The following is a 19,395-nucleotide window of genomic DNA, read 5'->3' as shown; positions in this document are numbered from 1 at the left end:
GTTGTCCCAGATCCAATGCAATGTTTTGAAGCGGATTTCCCTACAGTTGGGGCGTCTTGCCTAACTGTACTTCCAGTTCCTGGCCCCTGGACTCGAGCGGCACCAGCAAGCGAAGATCGCTTTCCGGAACATACTCAAGCTGGAATTCACCGAAAGTATTGCTGATCGAACGGGTGACTTCGCGGTTTCCTGCTACAAGAATTACGGGGAGGTTGGCCAGCAGCTCGTCTGGTGTTTTCTGGTTGGCAATCTGGCCGACCAACACCATGCTGGCAGATCCTTTTTCGTGCTCAAATCGAAGATCGACGGAGTAGTCGCCGGCATGGAAAAGCACCTGGCGATTAATCTGGTGGGTCCCGCGTACGCCCACTGGTTGCGGATCATTCACGCTGTCATAAACCAGGGTCGCCCACAAACGTTGCAGGGCAGAGCGGCGCGGCGCTTTGGCCAGGCCGATCATTGCCTTCACCTGCAGTTCCGCAGCCCGCGGAATCTGATACGACGCTTCGCGCGAACATACCGCAGCGAACTTTGACAACAAAACCTTGATTCGCTCGCACTTGGAGCAGCCACCCTGCAAATGGGCCTGCATCAGCTTGTGCTGATCGCTGGAGACCGTGCTCCTGACGTAATCAGCCCACTCAGTGATATCGAAATGGCGAACAGCTTCAGTCATAAGGTGACTTTTCCCCGTCTGGGTATCAAGGGGGAACACGGCTTCCGGGTCCATGTTCCCCTTTTTAGCAGTCGACGGATGAGCCTGCTTCTAAGCATAAGAGTGGGGCATGGGGCGAAAAATATACCCAGAGTGCGATTTTTCTCTCTCATGCGAATTTTCCCACCAGGGCAAATGCCGCCCAATAGTACGGATGTGGATGTCTTTGCTTCAACTTAAGCACCGCATTTCGTAATGCATTCGCTTTATTGGCCGAACTGCTGTATCCCTGGTAGAAGTCCCGCATGAATTCCGCCGTACTCTGGTCATGGACCTCCCACAAGCTCACCATCAGGGTCTGCGCTCCTGCGTACAGTAGGCCTCGAACCAACCCAATCAGCTCGTCACCGCCGATCACCACATTCATTCCGGTGCCACATCCGCTCAAGGTAACCAGCTCGGCATCAAAATGTAACTGATACAAATCAAACAAGCTTAGCAGTGAATTGCCGAGACGGATCGAAGAAAACATCGGGTTATCCTGTCGAAAGTAACCGTGCGTGGCAATGTGAATAAACCGGCTGCCTGGCCCATGCAGGCGCAGCTGTTCCTCAGTGGCTTGTTCTCCCAGAAAAAGCCGTACATTGCCCATGGCAGACGCCACGAAATGAGCTTCTTCTTCAATGTATGGCGCGCGGGCGTCCGGAACGGCCAATATCAGCGTATCGCCACCATCTGTTCGAGACGGCTTTTTCTGGCATACAGCGAAGATGCTGCTGCTGGGAGCATAGGAAACGGAGAAATGGTCGATAAGGTAGTGTTCTCCGTCAGATAGCGCATGGAACGGCAGGTAATGCAGAAATGCATGCGGGACGACAATCAGGTGCTCAGCGTTAAGCTGGTCGCGGATCGGGGCGATCAAGAGAGCGTAAAGCTCCTCCAGATGTGCCTGTGTGGCTCCCAGAAGCGCCTTTTCCAGAGGCTGGATATAGTCGGGTCCCAGGCGAAACTTGGCCAACTGGAGCTGCAAAAGACGGAGCTTTTCCCGAACGCCGTTTACATCACTCAAGGCCACAATCTTGAATTGTTTTCGCGAAACCAGGCACACATAAAAGCGATTTCGCGCCGTGTAGTACTCCAGCAGCAGCGTATTCTCCGGCAAAATCTCTTGCAGTTCTTCCACGGAAACCGTTTTGGCGCTTTGCAGGCTGGCAAATTCCCGGTTCACACTCTGCACCTGTGAAAATGCCTTCACCAGCGCGTCTTCATATGTACGGCTTAGCTGCCGTAATTGCTGAATGCGCTCGTTTGAGGTGCCGCCTGGATTCAATTCTTCAATCTCGATCTGGTGATATGTCCAGTTCAGCTTCTGGCGCAAGTCGCGGAACTCTCCCATGGCGGGCGAAAGCTCCTGCGGCCCTCGGGAGGAAGTTGAAATTGATGCTGTGCGAAAAGCAATCAGGTCGGCCAGACTGCGCGACTTGGCCTGCTCAATATAGCCAAACGCCTCTTTCTGCGCCCGCACGCCAAAGCTCACGGCCAGCGACGTGACCACCAGACCTTCATAAACCGTCAGCTTGTTCTTGAGAAATGCAATCTTCAACTCTTCCTTGCCCAGGTTGCTGCGCAGGTCTTCCAACTTCTTGAAGGCCTGCTCATACGCCTGGCGAGCTAGTTCGGTGTTCCCGCTGGCTTCCTCGGCCTGGCCCAGCATGAAGTAGGCCTGGTAGGTGGCGGGCGAATCCAGATGCGTAAGCCGGGAAAGCGCAGCGCTGCAGTAACGACGGGCCTCTTCCGTGTCTGAACAGCGCAGTTCCAGCGCGGCCAGCAGCAATTCGCATAATGCCGCCTTTGACGGCAACACCGAGTTGCCAAAGTACGCGAGGGCCCTTACCGCAAGATCTTCCGCCCGATCATTCTCTCCGGCCTGGTAAAAAACCAGCGCTTTGTACAGATCAATCAGCGGCGGCCAGAGCGGATTCCCTTCCTTCACGAAAAGGTCGCGCGCAAGATCGAAAGATTCAATTGCCTGCTTGTACCTTCCCTGCTGACTGATGGCGATGGCGGAAAAGGTAGCGGCCTTGCCGGCCTCGTACGTCATGCCTAGCTCGGTGAAGGCCGCAAAAGCGTCGAGCGCCAGCTCGGTACCGCCTTCCGTCAGGTTTAATTCGAGATAAATTTCCGATTCGTCCAGGTCGCAAAGTGCCTGGTGATAGCCATCACCCAGTTCGGCGCAGAGCTTGCGCGTTTGGTCATAGAGTTCTATGGCGCGGAGATATTCACCCCGCAGATAATGCAGGTAGGCAACGTTGTAATCGGCTTCAGCCACCAGAAGAGAGAAGCCCTGCTCCATGCAGTGCTGGCGCGCCAGGCGATAGGTCTCCTCGGCGCGGGGAAAATCATTCAGACTGATGTAGCAGACAGCCAGGTTCCGCAGTACGGCGGCGATGTCCAGGGGTTCGCCGCATTGAAGAAATTCGTTATACGCCCCTTCATAGAGGTCAACCGCTTCCTGGAATCTATCCTGCCGGTAATAAATATTGGCAATATTGCTATCCAGTCTTGCCAGCCGGAGCCGGTCTTTATGTGCGTGAAAAATTGACCGGGCCCGCTCCCCCAGGCGAAACGCCCTTTCATATTGGCCGTCATAAATCAGGCTTTGCAACGCGCCGCTAATGGTGCGGGCATAATCAAGGTCACGTCCAAGCCTCTCAAAGATAGCCAGCGCTTTTTCATACTCCAGGATGGCCTGCTGATATTTTCCAGTCAGGTATAGAACGTGGCCCACGGCGCGGGCGCTTTGCGCAGTTGAGCAGGGATCATTAATCTGTGCCGCTATCCACGAACCGGCCTGGGCCACTCTGTCAGCTTTTTGCAGGTCAACCCGCGCAAAAGTGACCACGGCCTTGTAAAGAGAATCCACGGCTGCTGTGCTGCGGGTTTGCGGACGCGCAGCCAGAAAAGCGCGACGCTGCTCCTCGTCGGCAATGGCGGCCAGCTCTGTCACCCATTGCTCCAGCCCGAAATTCTGTTCCTGTGCGACCATCTAGAAGCCCAGCTCAGACAGGATTTTTTGCAGCCTGTTGAGACAACGGCCCCTGATAAAGCCTATTGATCCGGTCGCCAATCCAAGCTTCTGGGCCACCTCGTTGTATGGCACCGGCGGCTGCTCATAGAACAACATCTTCACCAGTTCTGCGCAACGCGGGGTAAGCCGCAGGATGGCGTCGCGCACCGCCTGTTCCTCCTGCACCTCCTGAAGTACCATGGGAGCGGCCGCAATTTCCTCCGCCAATTCCTGCTCCATTGCATCCAGCTCAACCTCTCCGCGCTGCTGCTTCTTCCAATGGAAGCATTTATGTGTGGCCACCGTAATCAGCCACGAGCGCAATGATTCAATCTTCCTCACCTTGGAAAGATTGGTAAAAAGATCGATACAGACATTCTGGAAAATATCACCCGCATCATCCGGGCTGAAGCCGTACTTCACGGGTACGGAGTAAATCAGGCGCTTGTATTTATCGATCAGCGTGTTCCAGGCCTTTTCATCGCCGCTCAGACACTCCTGCACCAGCCGCTCATCTTCAGCGGTCCCAGCGTCCCGGATTGTGGGCAAAGTTAGTTCTTTGGTGTTTTCTTCCATCAAATTTTCCGGCGTTGCTTCCGGGTTACTTCTTTCCGGCGGGGGGGTGCCAAAAAAGTTCTTCTGCGTTCCAAAAAGTATACTGTTCAATGATGGCTGGATGGAAATTACCTAGGTTTTCCTGCGCCCCAACCAGAATATTGGGGCTGGCCAGATACACCATAGGAAGTTGCTGTGCCAGCACCTCCTGTACTCGATCATAGATTTTTTTGCGCTGCTGGTAATTCAGGGTGACAAGCTGCTTTTGCATTAATTGGTCCAGTTCCGCTTCCCATGGCGTGGCTGGATCTTTCTCGCCCAGGTGCCACAAGTGAGTCTGTCCGCTGGAAACCAGGACATTCATGTCCGGCGTTGGATCGGCATCGCCGCTGACCAAACCCATTACGATGGCGTCATAGTCGTGCGTGTTCAGCACGCGATCTGTGGCCGAACGGATTTCCATTGGCACGACATGTGCGGAGATCCCTACTGCCTTCAAATCATTCTGCACCAGAGTTGCTATCTGTCCGCGTTGCGTGTTGCTGGAGCCCACCAGAATCGTGAACTCCACAGGCTGTCCGGTTGAATCGATAAGGGTGTTGTCGCCCTTCCAGGAGAACCCGGCTGCCTTTAGTAAGTCACGCGCATGCGGCACGGAGCGCGCTGGAACCGCTATGGACGAGTCAAACCAGGCTTTATTGCCGGGACTGACATGGGTCGCAAGGGCTGCCGCCCGGTTGCGATATACCAGCCGGACTATGCTGGCCCGGTCAATGGCCGCGGAAACGGCCTGGCGAAAGCGCACGTCACGGAACCACTTTTGTTTGCGCGCCACCTCCGGAAGACGTCCTTCCGTATCGCTGTTCAGGTTAAACATCAGGAAGTTGTATTCAAGCCCGGGGCCCGCATCGTACATCTTGAAGTGCCTTGTTTTCTCCTCGGCTTCCAGAGTGGCGTAGTTGTCCGCGCTCAAGCTACTGATGATTTGCGAATCGCCTGCCTGAAAGCGGATCACCTGCGCGTCCTGCGTGGGCACCACCACGAAGGTCAGCTCGTCGAGATATGGCAGCCTCTGCCCCTTGGCATCGACTTTCCAATAATAAGGATTGCGCTCCAGAACGATGCGGTCGCCTGGAACTACCTGCTTCAGCCTGAAAGCTCCCAACCCAGCGATCTGCGCAGGCGGCGTATTAAGCGTCCAGTCCTGTCCGATCTTTCCTGCCTGATAGTCCTTCTCCAGCAGGTGGCGTGGCAGAATGGCAAGTCCATCGAATACCCTCTCCGCCGCTGAGTAAGGCGAGGGGAAGGTAAACCTGACTGTGTATGCATCAAGTTTTTCCACCTTCGTCGGCTTGCCGGAAATAATCAGCAAGTCGCGCTGCGACGAATGCACTTTCTCGTCCAGATACATCTGAAAGGAGAAGAGCACGTCGTCTGCGTCAAAAGGCTGGCCGTCAGAAAACCGGATGCCGCGGCGCAGCTTCAAGATGAATACTGTGCCATCTTTTGAAACTGTCCAGGACTTGGCTAGCGCAGGCTCGGTTTTCTGTGTGGCCCGGTTGATATGAATAAGATCGGCCTGGAGGCGCGCATTGATCCCGAGAGCATTCTGGTCAATGGCAACGACTGGATTGAGGGTCCGCGGTTCAGAACGCTGGGCGATGACAAGATTCCCGCCGCGAATGCCGGCTTCGGACGTGGTACGAAAGAGGTCCTCTTGTGTGGCGGTCTGCGCAGTCGCGAAAACCGGCAGCAACGCGGCAGCAATGAACAGCGTAGCGCCTTGTAACCTCAAAAAAACCCGCTTTCTCTTCTGGACTAAATATTTGATTTTATCCGCTCCTGCAGCGTCTCTGCCAATGAGTGATACGCCAGAAATACCGGGACCGGCGCCAGCCCCGGCAAGAGCATCCACCAGTAAGACACCAGCACATGATATTGCTGCGCCTGCGCCAGCATATTGCCCCAACTGGGAAATGGCTCGCCGATTCCCAGCCCTAGAAATGACAGAATCACCTCCGCCAGAATGAACTGCGGAATCAACACAGCCATCTGCGTGAGCAGCACGCTAAACGTCAGCGGTATCAGGTGTTTTCTAAGAAGATAGGTGTTGGATGCTCCAAAGCCCTTGGCAGCCAGAACAAAGTTACGCTCGCGCGCGCTCAGTATCACGCCGCGAACCAGGCGCGCAGGACGACTCCAGCCGACTATCCCAATCACCGAAACAACAAGCAGGAACGCCACCACCGGGCTGATCTGCAATGGCAGAAACGCCCGCACGGCAATCAGCAGGTAAAACCAGGGGATGGTGATAAAGACTTCGGCAAAACGCATGGCCGCATCATCCAGGCGGCCGCCGTACATTCCGGCGATCCCACCCAGCAAAAGGCCGGTGATCGCGGAAAACGCCGCGGCCACAAAGCCGGCAAACAGTGAAACCTGTCCGCCATACAGCAACCGTGAAAACTGGTCGCGGCCATAGCCGTCTGTTCCCATCAGAAAAAGGTTGGCGGGAGCCGGAACGCCGAACAGGTGTCGAGTGGAAGAGAACATCCCGAGGATGCTGTATCTGTCTCCTTTAGGAAAGAATTCGATACCTGCCGGCTGCGAACAATCCTGCTGATATTCATCTAGAGCGTTCTCCGCCGCTTTGGTGACATAAACGAATGGCCGAACGTGAAACCTTCCCGTGCAGTCCACAAAATGCAGGCGTGTGGGCGGAGCGTAAGGATGTTCGCGCTCTTGCGTTTCAAAACTGTAAGGGGCAACAAACCCGGCAAGCACGACCACCACATGAATGATCAATAAGAACCAGATCGCCCATGTGATGCGGAACTTTGTGTGAAATCCCGAGCGGAGCGGAGAATCACTATGGTTAAGACTACTCTGTCGGTTCATAGCTGAACCTCAAAGGTCCTTTTAGCGATAGGGTTCCCTCGCTGCGCTCGGGATTGCACAAAAAACTTCATCCCTGCCTCCTGATTCGCGGATCAAAGGCATAGAGCAGCACATCGCCCACTAGATTGCCTGCGATCAAGAACACCGTGGAAAGCATCACCGCGCCAATCACTAGAAAAAGATCGCGTGACATGATGGCTTCCAGCAGCAGCGGGCCAATACCAGGCCAGCTCATCACCACCTCGATTAGAAGCGAGACGCTCAGCAGCAAGGCCACGGAAAGGCCAAAAAGCGATATGAGCGGGTTGGCTGCCGCCGGCAACGCGTAGCCAAAAAGCAGTTTGAAGCGTGGCAGCCCATGGCCTTCAGCGGCGCGCATATAAGAAGATTCCAGCACCTCGATTACACTGGCGCGCACGTGGCGCAGAATGATCGTCAATGATCCCACCACCAGCGCCGCCACGGGCAAAACCATGTGCCAGCCCAGATCGCGCAACCATGCCCACATACCCTGGTCTTGCGCATTAATTGACGTCATGCCTCCTACAGGAAACACTCCAGTCTTTAAAGCAACCAGCAACGCCACCAGCGCGATAAGCACGTCAGGCAGCGCGAGCAGCGCAGAAGTTCCCCCGGAAAAGAGACGGTCCGCCCATCGTCCTCTCCATCCCGCGGCAAGCACACCGAGCGGCACCGCGATGAGCCAGGAAATCAACAGGGCCGGAACGCTGAGCAGCAGCGTATTGCGCGCTCGCGGCCAAAGCAGCGTGGATGCTGGAGCGTTATACGCAAATGAGTAGCCAAAATCGCCCTTGGCGGAAGACTTGAGCCACTGCCAGTAACGCACCGGCAGAGGTTGGTCCAGACCGTATTGAGCGCGCAGCAAGGTGATCGTTTCCGGCGATATCTGCGAGTTCATCTTCATCTCGCTCAGGAAATCCCCGGGAGCGGCCTGAAACAGAAGAAACAGGAGAATGGAAACGCCAAACAACATCAGCAAACCGTGTCCCGCGCGCCGAACAAAGTAGCGGATCATACTGCGGCCTCCACTCCCGGCGCGTGCAGCCGCTCGCTGGCTTCCACTAACTCACGCGTGGCTGGATGCGTACTTTCGCCCAGCTTCGCCGGCGTTGTTCGCTCCACGATTCGTCCGGCATCCATCACTACAACTTCGTGCGCGAAAAGCGAAATGAAGTTGAGGTCGTGGGAGATGTAGAGATAAGTGAGTCCGTGCCGCGACTGCAAATCCATCAGCAGGCGCACCATCTGCGCTTGGAGGGGCATGTCCAGGCCGGAGAGCGCTTCGTCCATGACGAGCAGCCTGGGCTCGGCTGCCAGTGCGCGTGCCAGAGCCAGCCGTTGGCGTTGTCCGCCGCTGAACTCGCCGGCAAGACGCGCAGCCCAATCAGGATCAAGGCCAACCTCTTCCATCAACTTCATAGCGCGAGACGTGCGATCTGCGTCGGTCTTCCAGCGCGCGATCTCCAGCGGCTCCGCCACAATCTGCCGCGCCGTGAATCTGGGGTTGAGCGATGTGGCGGCATCCTGAAAGATCATCTGTACCGGTGTTCGCGCACCACGTTTATCCTTTTCGCCTGTGGCGATAGGATTTCCATCCAGCAACATCTCGCCTGCATCGGGCGTCTCAAAGCCGGCGACGCAGCGCGCCAGAGTCGACTTTCCTGACCCGGACCGCCCGAGCACGGCCACGGTCGAGCCGGCGGATAAGGAAAGATCGATGCCCTCCAGCGACTGCACGACAAACTCTTTGCGCGACAGTATGCGCTTCTGTACAAATCTCTTGCTCAGCCCTCGAACTTCCAGCAGCGGCGATCCGCTCACTATCGATGAAACCGCGTGCGCTGCCAGACTTTTCTCTGGAAACAGAATGCCCTGCACATAGTCATCCGTACTCGCTTTTAACTTGTCCATCGTGCCACGCGCGACTGCTTCTCCTTCACGCATAACCACGATGTTGTCCGCCAGAGCTTCCAGCGCTCCGGCGTTGTGCGTGATAAACAGCACGGCCAGACCAAGATCGCGCTTCAATCGCTGCAGTAGTTCAAGAATGTCTGCCTGCGTGGCCGCATCCAGCGCGCTTAAGGGCTCATCGGCAATCAGGAGTTTAGGCCGGCATATGAGAGCCTGGGCAATGGCCACACGCTGCCGCTGTCCTCCGCTCAGTTCGTGCGGATAAGCGCGCAAAATACGCTCAGGATCGTCAAACCCAACCTGGCCTAACATCTCAGTGCAGCGCGCGATTACTTCCCGGCGCGTAAGTTTTGCATGCGCCCGCAACACGTCGGCAAGCTGCTGCCCCAATGACAAAACCGGATTCAGCGCCAGCGCAGGCTCCTGCGAAATCAGCGCAACTTCAGCGCCGCGCATCGCTCTTAAATCTGCGGGAGAGAGTTTCGCTACATTTTGGCCGCGATAATCAATGCTTCCTGAAACCACACGCGCGTTTTTTGGAAGCAGCCGCAGCAGCGCCAGAGCCAGTGAGCTTTTGCCGGAGCCTGACTCGCCCAGCACGCCAACGCTCTCTCCGTTGGCAATCTCAAGATCGAGATTGCGCAAGGCATGGACGACGTTTCCGCCGGCAGCGTCATAGTCAACGCTCAAAGCGGATACGCGCAGCAATGGCTCGGGTTTTGGCAAGCCCAGGTCGCCGGAAGACAATGTCTGAGTGTGCTCCCTATTTTGTGGGTGGAGCTTTGTGCAACATTATGACGCATCGGGCTTGGATTACGAATACGCCCCGTCACCTATAAAGCCCCGCGTCAGGAACTTACCGTAATCCAAATCTGAGAATGGTTCTGCGCACAGAACCGAAACTTCAGGCCAGCCAATCTCAAAACTAAAGAGCCTCACGGAAATCCCACTTACCCCCTAACATTCTGCTAACCAGCTTGATAGTAAACAAGTTACGTTGGTTCTGGAAAAGTCATTTTTCATGCAAAGGCTCTTTTCCAGCAGGGGTCATGTGCCCTTTACGGTTGCGAACATGACCTCCCGTTACGCCTTAATCTCCTAATCTCAGGCTTTCTACGTAATCCAAAACCGCGCCCCAGGGATTACAGTCCTGCCAACGCTTAACAAAAACAGTTTCAGCAAGGGGTCCCTATGAGGCTTTGGCAGGCTGCTCAAACTTGCTCGGCGATTCTCGCACTGTCTTTTTTGCTTGCCTCATGCGGCGGAAACGCTTCATCTTCCACCTCCGCCAGTTCTGCGCCAGCGCCCAATGCATCACCGACTCCAACACCCGGCACGGCGCCTTCACCCACGCCAACGCCAACCAGCTCTGCCACGGTAATCAATCGGGTGGAAGAGTCGCCCTGGCTGACCTGCGGCAACTGCGGCAATACCGGAGCTACCGGCGCGACTGCCGCGTACTCTGATACGCTCGGCATCGCCACGCCCAGTGAAGATGGCTCGTCCACTCAGTTCAGCATTGCGGCATCCGTTCCCTTTACCAACGGATACTTCTATCAGAAGCACACACCGGTTACTACGCAGATTGGCGCTCTCACATACGAGTTTGACCTCTATATCCCCACGGGCTCTGAAACTCTGCCGCAGGCAATTGAGTTTGAATGCCAGCAAATCCTTAACGGATGGGTCTATAACTTCAGCTGGCAGGCGCTTTATCCTGGCAGCCAGTGGCGTATTTTCGACTACGGCCTGAAACGCTGGGACGCAACCGGCCTTGCCTTTACGCCATTCACTCCGGGAACCTGGCACCACATTATTGCCGAATACCACAATGACACGGTCGCCCACACCGTACTGCATGACGCGCTTACCGTTGATGGCGTGCGCATGCCCGTGAACATCACGCACAACGCATTTTTCTCAGGGGCCGTAAATAACCAGTTCACGAACGCCGTTCAACTCGATAGCAACAGCACCGCCGCCGCTTACAGTGTCTTCATCGACCAAATGAAGATTACGTATCAGTAAACTTCAACACGCTTTTTAACCACAAAGGGCACGAAGCTCCGATGCAGCGGGTGACGGGGACCGGCAATTTGCCAGAACTGCCAAAATTGATCTTTATCCGCCGTTCTCCGTGACTCCGTAGCAGCTGTCGCTTTTCCGATCACCCGATCTCGGCGATCACTGGATCACCCGATCTTTCTTCACGTTCTTCGTATCCTTTATGGCTAGTGTTTTTACGTCTCACTCATAATGCAGCGCCACCATCGGATCCACTTTTGCTGCTCGACGCGCGGGAATGTAGCTGGCAAGAACTCCTACCACCGCCAGCACCAGCGCCATGGCAAGGAACGCCAGCGGTGAGTTAGTGTTCACGCCGTACAAGAACGTGGCAATCAAGCGCGCCAGCAGAAACGCAGCCACCAATCCTGCCATTAAACCAGCGCCCATCATTACGGCGCTTTGTTTCAGCACCATCATCAGCACGTCGCGCGGCTGCGCGCCCAGCGCCAGCCGAATGCCAAACTCGCGTATTCTCTGTCCCACGGAATATCCCACCACGCCATAAATTCCCACTGCGCAAAGCGCCATGGCAATCATGGCAAACACCGTGAGCAGGCTTGCGCCAAAGCTTGACGCCCATAGCGACTGCGAAATCACCTCGCCGATCGGCCAGACGTTTGTGATCGGCAGGTTGCGGTCCATTTCCTGTATCCGAGAGCGCAGCGTGTTCAGCACCGTCCGTGGATCGCCCTCCGTGCGGAAGAACACCGTCAACGCCGCGCTCGGATTCTGCACCAGCGCCACATACATATAAGGTCGCGGCTGTTCACCCAGGTTGTTATAGGTGGAATCGCGCACAATGCCGATCACCTTTGTGTAGTCGGTATCGCGGAAAAACTTAAAGCGCTTGCCAATGGGATCTTCATTCGGCCAGATCTGCTTGGCCGCCGTCTCATTGATAATGGTGGCGCGTGGCGTATCCTCACGCACACTGCCGTCAAAGCCCTGCCCGCGGACCATGGGAATGCCCATGGTCTGGAGGTATTCCGGCGACCCAACAGAAACCTGCGCTACATGGCCGCTCTGCCCGTTGGTGGAATCCTCTCCTTCACGAAACAGCGTTCTGCCAAAGCCGCCATTGAACAGCGGAACGGTGTTGGAGAGCGCAGCCGCCTTTACTCCGGGCGTGGACTGGGCTGCTTCCAGCGCTCGACGCGCAAACTCTTTAGCGCGCGCCGGCTCATAATTCAGCGCGCCCACATCAAACGACAACATTCCCAGGTTGTGCGTATCAAAGCCCGGATCCATATCATGCGCGTTGCGCAGGCTGATCAGAAAAAGTCCAGCGCCTACCAGCGCAATCAGGCAAACCGCCACTTGCAGCGAAATAAGAACGTCGCGGACGTTGAACCGCGATCCCTTGCGCAGATCGCCACCGGCACGCTCCTTTAACTCTGAAACCAGGTTCGGCCGCGACGATTGCAGCGCCGGCGCAAGTCCAAAGATCAGGCCCGTGCCAATCGCCACCGCGAAAGTAAACGCCAGCACGTGCCAGTCGAGCGAAAGATCCATGCCATCCGCCGGAAGCTGTGGCGGACGGAAGCGCCACATCATGTCGCGTCCCGCCAGTGCCAGCCCAAGTCCCAGAGCGCCGCCTGCAATCGCCAGCACCATGGCTTCAGTCAGCAACTGTGTAATCACACGGCTGCGTGATGCGCCAATGGCCACGCGGATAGACATCTCACGCTTTCTGCCCGCCGCCCGCGCCAGCAGCAGGTTGGCAATGTTGAAACACGCAATCATCAGCACAATGCCGACCACCGCCATCAACATCACGCCGGCACGCTGGAACTGTGCCCGCTGGTTGGGATTGATGCTCGACTCCAGCAGCGGCTGCAGCGTAAAAGTGCGGCCTTTATTGGCCAACGGAAAAGCCGTTTCCAGGTCAGCGGCAATCGCCTGCAACTCCGCCTTGGCTTGCTCCGGACGCGAGCCATCTTTCAGCCTGCCCACGGCGCTGAATCCCAGGAAGCGCCTCTCATTGAAAAGCTGCTTAAGAAAGCCGGTAAGAATCTGGTCATGCATTGACATGGGAACGAACATGTCCGGACCACCAATCACCGCCGTGCCCTGAAAACCTTTTGGCGTGACTCCCACAATCGTGAATCCCTGGCCATTTAGCAGCACGCTCTGACCGATCACCGCCGGATTCGCCCCAAAAGTCCGCTCCCAGAAACCATGGCTCAACACCACCACCGGCCCTGCTCCATCTGTGCGGTCTTCTTCAGGACGAAACGTGCGTCCCAGTTGCGCATGCACGCCCAGCACATCAAAGTAGTTCCCCGATGAAAGCTGCGCAAAATACTGGTTCGGCACGCCGTTCACCGTGATGCTCACCGGCGTGGCAAATGACTGATAGACCGTCACGCCGGAAAAAGATTGTGCCCGCCGCTGAATGTCCTGCCCATTGGGAAAGGATATGGGCAAGGTATTATTGTTGTTCGCACCAAAAATTTTGCGCTGGTCAAGCGTAAAGATCTCCATCAGCCGCGCTGGATCTTTCACCGGCAGCGGATGAAAGAACACCGCGTTCACCACGGTAAAGATCGCCGTGTTCGCGCCAATGCCCAGTGCCAGCGTAAGCACGGCAATCACGGCAAATGCGGGCGACTTGCGCAGGCTGCGCAGCGCAAAACGTATGTCCTGGGCAATGTTGGTCATGAATTCACCTGGAACGTTCACTTGAAAAAAGCTCCCTTGAAAACGTTTACCTGGAAAACGTTCTAATGTTTTTTAAGAGACGCTTTGTTAACAGACGCTCCAAGACGATGGTGGTTAGCCGCGCTACGCTTCGTCACACTCAAGTCCCGCTCCTGCGCGATTCTTTCTGCTTCGCGCCCTCTGCGACCTTTGCGGTGAAATTCATTGAAAGCAACCCGACCGTCCACGAGTTCTAGTGCGGCGTAGTTTTCAATTTTGGCAATTTTGGCAATTTTGGCAATTACGGCGATTATGGCAATCTCTCCACCTTTGTATTCCTTCGTGTCCTTCGTGGTTAGATGGGTTTTGTTTACTTCCCGGTAAATCTTTCGCCCACCCCACCCCCCTTAAACCACTTCTGTTGCAAACAAAGACCAAAGTGCCATTCGACCGGACGGTGACCGAGCGGTCGAAGCTCCTTTTTTGCTTCGTTCTGCCCTCGAATCGCGTTCAATTTTTCTGACCGTCCAAATCGGTAAATTTACTCTTTAGTTAATACCGTTCGGGGACTGAATGCTGAGCGCTGACGGCTCAATGCTGTTTGTCAAAGATCATCGACGCTTCCGGCCTGAGCCGACGCAGGCAGAAGACTCCAGGGAGCTTTTGCTCATGGACCATTATATCGTTTGTTATTCGCTGCGAATAGCAGGAACTAAATGGCCATAAGGCATCAGCCATCATTATTATCGGGACCACTATCCGCCAACATGGTCTGCGACGTCCTTTTTCGCTGAAAAAAAATGAAACGTTGGACGCGTTTTTATCACTAATCACTGGCCAATTCCCTATAGCCGATCTGTAACTGGCATTTTAGAGCGTGAGGTAAGACCAATAATGCCCAGAACGCGTGCGTTCATACTCCTCTTATTCAGCGTCTTTTTCATCAATTATGCGGAATCACAGTTATCACGTGAGCCGCTGCAACAGGATCCCAGCCAGGCTCGTACTGCCGCGGCGCATCTTTATAAATCGGTCCCGATCAGCTTTGAAGCCAATCAAGGCCAAGCCGATCACGAAGTACGGTATCTGTCGCGCGGCGCAGGATATAGTCTCTTCCTCAGCCCCGGCCGGGCTGAATTGGCGGTACGGGAGTCCGCGACCGTCCAGCCACAAAAACAGCAAGCCATGTTGGTCCAGCCACATGGCGGCCCAATAGCGGTTCGCCACATTACTATCCAGCTATTGGGCGCGAACCCCAATGCCGTAATCACCGGCTTGGATGAATTGCCGGGAAAAAGTAACTACCTGATTGGCAATGATCCCGAGAAGTGGCGCACAGGCATCGCCCATTTTGCGCGTGTCACCTACCGCCAGCTTTACCCCGGTGTTGACATGGTTTATTACGGCCATGGCGGCGAACTTGAAAGTGACTTTATCGTAGCGGCGGGAGCCGATCCGAAGAAAATCCGACTGGCCATCCAGAACGCCGCGCAAACACAGGTGGACTGGCGTGGCAATCTGGTGCTTGGCGCCGGGCAGAATATTGAAGTCCGGTTACGCAAGCCCGTGGCGTATCAGACCACCGGCGGGACAAGGCGTGAGATTCCAGTTCGTTACCGCCTTGTCGGCAAGGGAAAAGTCACTCTTGTAGTCGGCGCTTACGATCGGAATCTGCCTCTCGTAATCGATCCCGTGCTCAGTTACTCCACATATTTAGGCGGATCAAATCTGGATAATGGGACCGCCATCGCCGTTGACAGCTCCGGCTCCGCTTACGTAACGGGCGGAACTCCCTTTGGAGCGTTTCCCTCTACCCCGGGTGCATTTCAGGTTACAGGAGCCGGATTTGACGTTTTCATCACCAAGTTCGATCCGACGGGTACCATCCTGGTGTACAGCACTTTTCTGGGCGGCAGCCTTGATGAAACCGCTTTTGGTATTGCCGTAGATGCATCCGGCAATGCCTATGTAACCGGGCAGACCACTTCCACTGATTTCCCCCTGAAGAACCCGGTGCAGGCGACCTGCGGTTGCGGTCTGAACACAATCACAGGCGAACGGCGTACAGAGGCGTTTATCTCAAAAATTAACTCCACGGGATCAGCTCTCATCTATTCCACCTACCTGGGCGGCAGCGGCAATGACGCTGCCGGAGCAAATGCTCTGGACTCGGCCGGCAATGCCTATGTCGCTGGCGCTACCACTTCGCCTGACTTCAACACAATCAACCCCCTTCAAGTCAGTCTTGTTGGCACCGTCAATGCTTTTGTCACCAAGATCAACGCTGCCGGTTCGGCCTTTACTTACTCTACGTACCTCGGAGGAAGCGGGTTTGACTTCGCAAATGGGATCGCCGTGGATTCGTCTGGCAACGCCTACGTCGCGGGCGTCACCAACTCACTCAATTTCCCCACTACAACTGGCGCACTGCAAACCACGTTCGGTGGAGTGGGTAAGGGCAACGCGGGCGACGGCTTCCTCGCTAAGATCGATGCCGCGGGCAGCTCGCTCGCGTACTCAACCTACCTTGGCGGCAGCGATGATGACAGCGTCAATGCGGTGACCGTGGATGCCTCAGGCAACGCGTACGTAACCGGCGCCACCAGTTCGGCCAACTTTGTTACTACGACGGGAGCGTTTCAAACCACACTTGCTCCAGGCACATGTACCGGATTCGACCCGGGCGGCAATGCCTTCCAGTTCTCCTGTCCTGATGCTTTCGTAGTGAAGTTAAATGCCGCCGGTTCAGCCCCGATTTATGCAACGCTTCTCGGTGGGACCACAGAGGACTCTGGCAATGGAATTGCACTTGATTCATCGGGCAACGTGTTTGTTGCAGGCTTTGCCCGCTCAGCGGACTTCCCGCTCCTCTTCCCCATCCAGGCCGGCCCTGGTTTGAACGCTCTTGGCTCTGCACAGCACGCTTTTGTCTCTGAGTTGAATGCCGCAGGCTCAGCCTTGTTTTATTCCACCTACCTGGGAGGACAAGGTGCGGAAACCGCGGTCGGCATCGCGCTTGATTCCGCTGGTAACGCGTACGTGGCGGGTGTAACCAACTCGCCGAATTTTCCGGCCGTGCACGCCTTCCAGCCGGTACCGCAGGGCTCGAATGACGCATTTGTGGCCAAGATTGACGGGGCCACGGCTGGTCCCGCCCTGCAGTTCAAGCCGCTTACGTTGACTTTTGCCGCTCAGCTTCTGGGCACCACCAGCCCATCGCAAAACATAATTCTCAGCAATCCCGGCAACGGCGCGATGAGCATCGCAGGCATTTCAATAACCGGCCCCTTCACGCAGACAAATGACTGCGGCGCCACGATTGCACCCGCAGGCAGTTGCACGATCCAGGCAAGCTATGTGCCGGCGGCAACGGGCGACCAAGCCGGATTCGTGAACGTTTCCGATAGCGCAGCCGGAAGCCCACACAGTGTGTTTCTCAGTGGGACGCTCCTGTTTCCGGGCGGAGAACTTTCTTTGGGGGGAGTGAACTTCCCCGAAGAGCCAATCGGGGTTACCAGTGCTGCGATTCCTCTGATCTTGACAAGCAGCGGCAACGCGCCGCTGCATATCAGCAACATCACCACTCCACCAGGCTTCGCCCAATCGAATGATTGCGGGTCTACGCTTGCGCCGGGCGCGTTTTGCACCATCAACGTAACTTCCACTCCCCTCGCAACCGGCAGTTTTTTCGGCAACCTTGCGGTTAATGATGATGCTCCCAGCAGCCCCCAAACCGCGATTCTAACCGGCTTCGGGGTAGTGACGATCCTGGGAATCTCTCCCTCGGCCCTCAACTTTGGAACACAGCTCATCGGCAACTCGACCGTACAGGACGTTACACTGTCCAACGCCGGCGGTACGAGTTTTAACATCAGCAATATCGCCATCAATGGCGTGGAATTTACGCAGACCAACACATGTCCGGCGGTTCTCGGCCCCAGCGCGAGTTGCATCGTTCATGTGACTTTCTCTCCTGCCGGCTTCATCGGTCCCGGCGCGACGCTCAACATCACCGACACGGCCGGCGGCAGCCCGCATTCCATCGCGCTAAAAGGTATAGGCTCCACATTCCTGCTGCATTTGGCTGCGGGTGCGCCCAACTCCATTACAGTCAACGCCGGACAGACCGCCACCTTCAACCTGTTGGTGGATTCTTCCAACCAGCGCGATATTCTTAGCTTCACTTGTACGGCCACCATCCCTCAAGGCGGGTGTGGAGTGAGTCCGCCGCAGACCAATTTGCCTTCGGCTGGTCCTGTGCCGATTACTGTCACCGTGAACAGCGCCGCACGCGCCACTGCGGTCTCGATACCCCAAAACAGAATCAGCCTGCCTCCGCAGGTGCTGGCGATCACCCTACTAATGTGGTGTGTCGGCTTGATTCTTCTGCAGCTTGCAAAATGGGGCCGATTGCAGCCTGCATGGCGCGGACGGGCTTGGGCGTTTACCGTGCTTCCGGTGCTGATTCTGTTTGCTAGTTGTGGCGGTGGGGGCTCGGCAAATGTCACGCAGCCTCCTCCCCTGGCAGGCACACCCGCTGGATCTTACACTGTGACCGTTATAGGAAATGCATCTTCCAACAATCCAGCGCAAACAGTGCAGCTTTTCGTAAGAATCAATTGAGCGATGAACTGAGACGGCGTAGATTGGGAAGGAGATTGCTTCCAGATATCGGCTTTTCAATTTGGCAGGTTTTGGCTTTTGCAGCGGTTTTTAACCTGTTCAATCGCTAATCTGGAGGCCAGCAACGCACATTGCCACCGACCGGCCTAACCGTGGGATTCGTGCCCAGCACAACTGAAACCGGGTAGCTGATTACGGAGCTGGCATCATTGGCCTGCTGCCGCGCCAGCGGGATCTCTTTGTCCACACACTGAGGATCGGCCTTGGGATTGCCCGTGCACCTTGCTTTGGCCATCTCCTGTGCGCTTTTCTCATAGCCCTCCTTGCAGCCCGGCGTCGCAGCGGCTTCCAGGCTGAACTTTTTCTGAATGCTGCTCCAGCATGCGGCTTGTTCTTTAGGAAGATTGCAGCCTCCGTCCACGACGCGTGTATAGGCAATACTGACGTTCGGTCCACTGGCATCGGAAAACTTCAATTCACCCAGCGCAACGTCCTCAAAGATTTTCTTCATGGTCTTTGCGTCGTAGACCGCGAACCCCATCCCGCCATTCCATCCGTCATCGGCGTCAAAGAAAACCAGGCTGCCCTTGACTCCCTTGAAGTATCCGCTCCACTCGTCCGGGTTGACTACCTTCTCTGTCCTGCTGCGGGCGCGGACACACGGGACTGCGGTCTTTCCTGCCGGTACAATCGCCAGGCGCTCCGCTCCCTTCTCGCCCAGATCAACTTCTTTGACCATAAAGCCCGGGTAGTAATAGCAGGTGACTTTGCGGCGGGTCTTGGGTTGCAACTTGACGGCTGGGTTCGCTCCGGAAGGCCCCAGGTGCACGACCTTCTTGGTGAGCGGTTTGTCGAACGAGTCGGCGAAGGCCAGCCTGGTCAAAGCAAGAAAACTTAACAACAAGCGAAAAGCCACAATCTCCTCCGATCGAAACAAAATACTGAGTTGGCTGGTAAT

The 19,395-nt window shown here is 55.9% G+C and carries 11 protein-coding genes; 2 read left to right on the top strand and 9 right to left on the bottom strand.

What is annotated here, in order from left to right:
• Positions 1-40: 40 nt before the first annotated feature.
• The 7 genes from LAO76_07410 to LAO76_07380 form a co-directional block, all read right to left on the bottom strand.
• Positions 41-676 (bottom strand): hypothetical protein, encoded by a 636-nt coding sequence (locus LAO76_07410; protein ID MBZ5490743.1) that lies wholly within the window; start codon positions 674-676, stop codon positions 41-43.
• Between the two features lie 148 nt (positions 677-824).
• On the bottom strand, positions 825-3,701 hold the full coding sequence (locus LAO76_07405) for a CHAT domain-containing protein (protein ID MBZ5490742.1): 2,877 nt from the start codon (positions 3,699-3,701) through the stop codon (positions 825-827).
• On the bottom strand, positions 3,702-4,298 hold the full coding sequence (locus tag LAO76_07400) for an RNA polymerase sigma factor (protein ID MBZ5490741.1): 597 nt from the start codon (positions 4,296-4,298) through the stop codon (positions 3,702-3,704).
• Positions 4,299-4,323: 25 nt separating this feature from the next.
• Positions 4,324-6,072 (bottom strand): ABC transporter substrate-binding protein, encoded by a 1,749-nt coding sequence (locus tag LAO76_07395; protein MBZ5490740.1) that lies wholly within the window; start codon positions 6,070-6,072, stop codon positions 4,324-4,326.
• A gap of 23 nt (positions 6,073-6,095) precedes the next feature.
• A complete protein-coding gene (locus LAO76_07390) occupies positions 6,096-7,175 on the bottom strand; it encodes an ABC transporter permease (protein ID MBZ5490739.1) in 1,080 nt (359 codons plus the stop codon).
• 67 nt (positions 7,176-7,242) lie between these two features.
• Positions 7,243-8,211 carry an ABC transporter permease gene (locus LAO76_07385; GenBank protein ID MBZ5490738.1) on the bottom strand — a complete coding sequence of 323 codons (969 nt, stop codon included), beginning with the start codon at positions 8,209-8,211 and terminating at the stop codon, positions 7,243-7,245.
• Positions 8,208-9,854: an ABC transporter ATP-binding protein gene (locus LAO76_07380; GenBank protein MBZ5490737.1), complete on the bottom strand. Its 1,647-nt coding sequence runs from the start codon at positions 9,852-9,854 to the stop codon at positions 8,208-8,210. The genes LAO76_07385 and LAO76_07380 overlap by 4 nt, the downstream gene beginning before the upstream one ends.
• A gap of 444 nt (positions 9,855-10,298) precedes the next feature.
• On the opposite strand from LAO76_07380, the gene LAO76_07375 reads away from it, so the two are divergent.
• Positions 10,299-11,135: a hypothetical protein gene (locus LAO76_07375; GenBank protein MBZ5490736.1), complete on the top strand. Its 837-nt coding sequence runs from the start codon at positions 10,299-10,301 to the stop codon at positions 11,133-11,135.
• 219 nt (positions 11,136-11,354) lie between these two features.
• Here LAO76_07375 and LAO76_07370 read toward each other — a convergent pair whose 3' ends face one another.
• Positions 11,355-13,835 (bottom strand): ABC transporter permease, encoded by a 2,481-nt coding sequence (locus LAO76_07370; protein MBZ5490735.1) that lies wholly within the window; start codon positions 13,833-13,835, stop codon positions 11,355-11,357.
• An 873-nt stretch (positions 13,836-14,708) separates the two neighbouring features.
• On the opposite strand from LAO76_07370, the gene LAO76_07365 reads away from it, so the two are divergent.
• Entirely contained in the window at positions 14,709-18,437 is a 3,729-nt protein-coding gene (locus LAO76_07365) for an SBBP repeat-containing protein (protein ID MBZ5490734.1), read from the top strand.
• Between the two features lie 106 nt (positions 18,438-18,543).
• Here the strand turns inward: LAO76_07365 and LAO76_07360 are convergent, their stop codons facing one another.
• Positions 18,544-19,353: a hypothetical protein gene (locus LAO76_07360; GenBank protein ID MBZ5490733.1), complete on the bottom strand. Its 810-nt coding sequence runs from the start codon at positions 19,351-19,353 to the stop codon at positions 18,544-18,546.
• Positions 19,354-19,395 lie beyond the last annotated feature (42 nt).

This window comes from Terriglobia bacterium (genome assembly GCA_020072645.1).
Taxonomy (GTDB): Bacteria; Acidobacteriota; Terriglobia; order Terriglobales; family Acidobacteriaceae; genus Angelobacter.
Note: the sequence above shows the minus strand (reverse complement) of the source record. Positions and strands in the feature narration are given on the sequence as shown.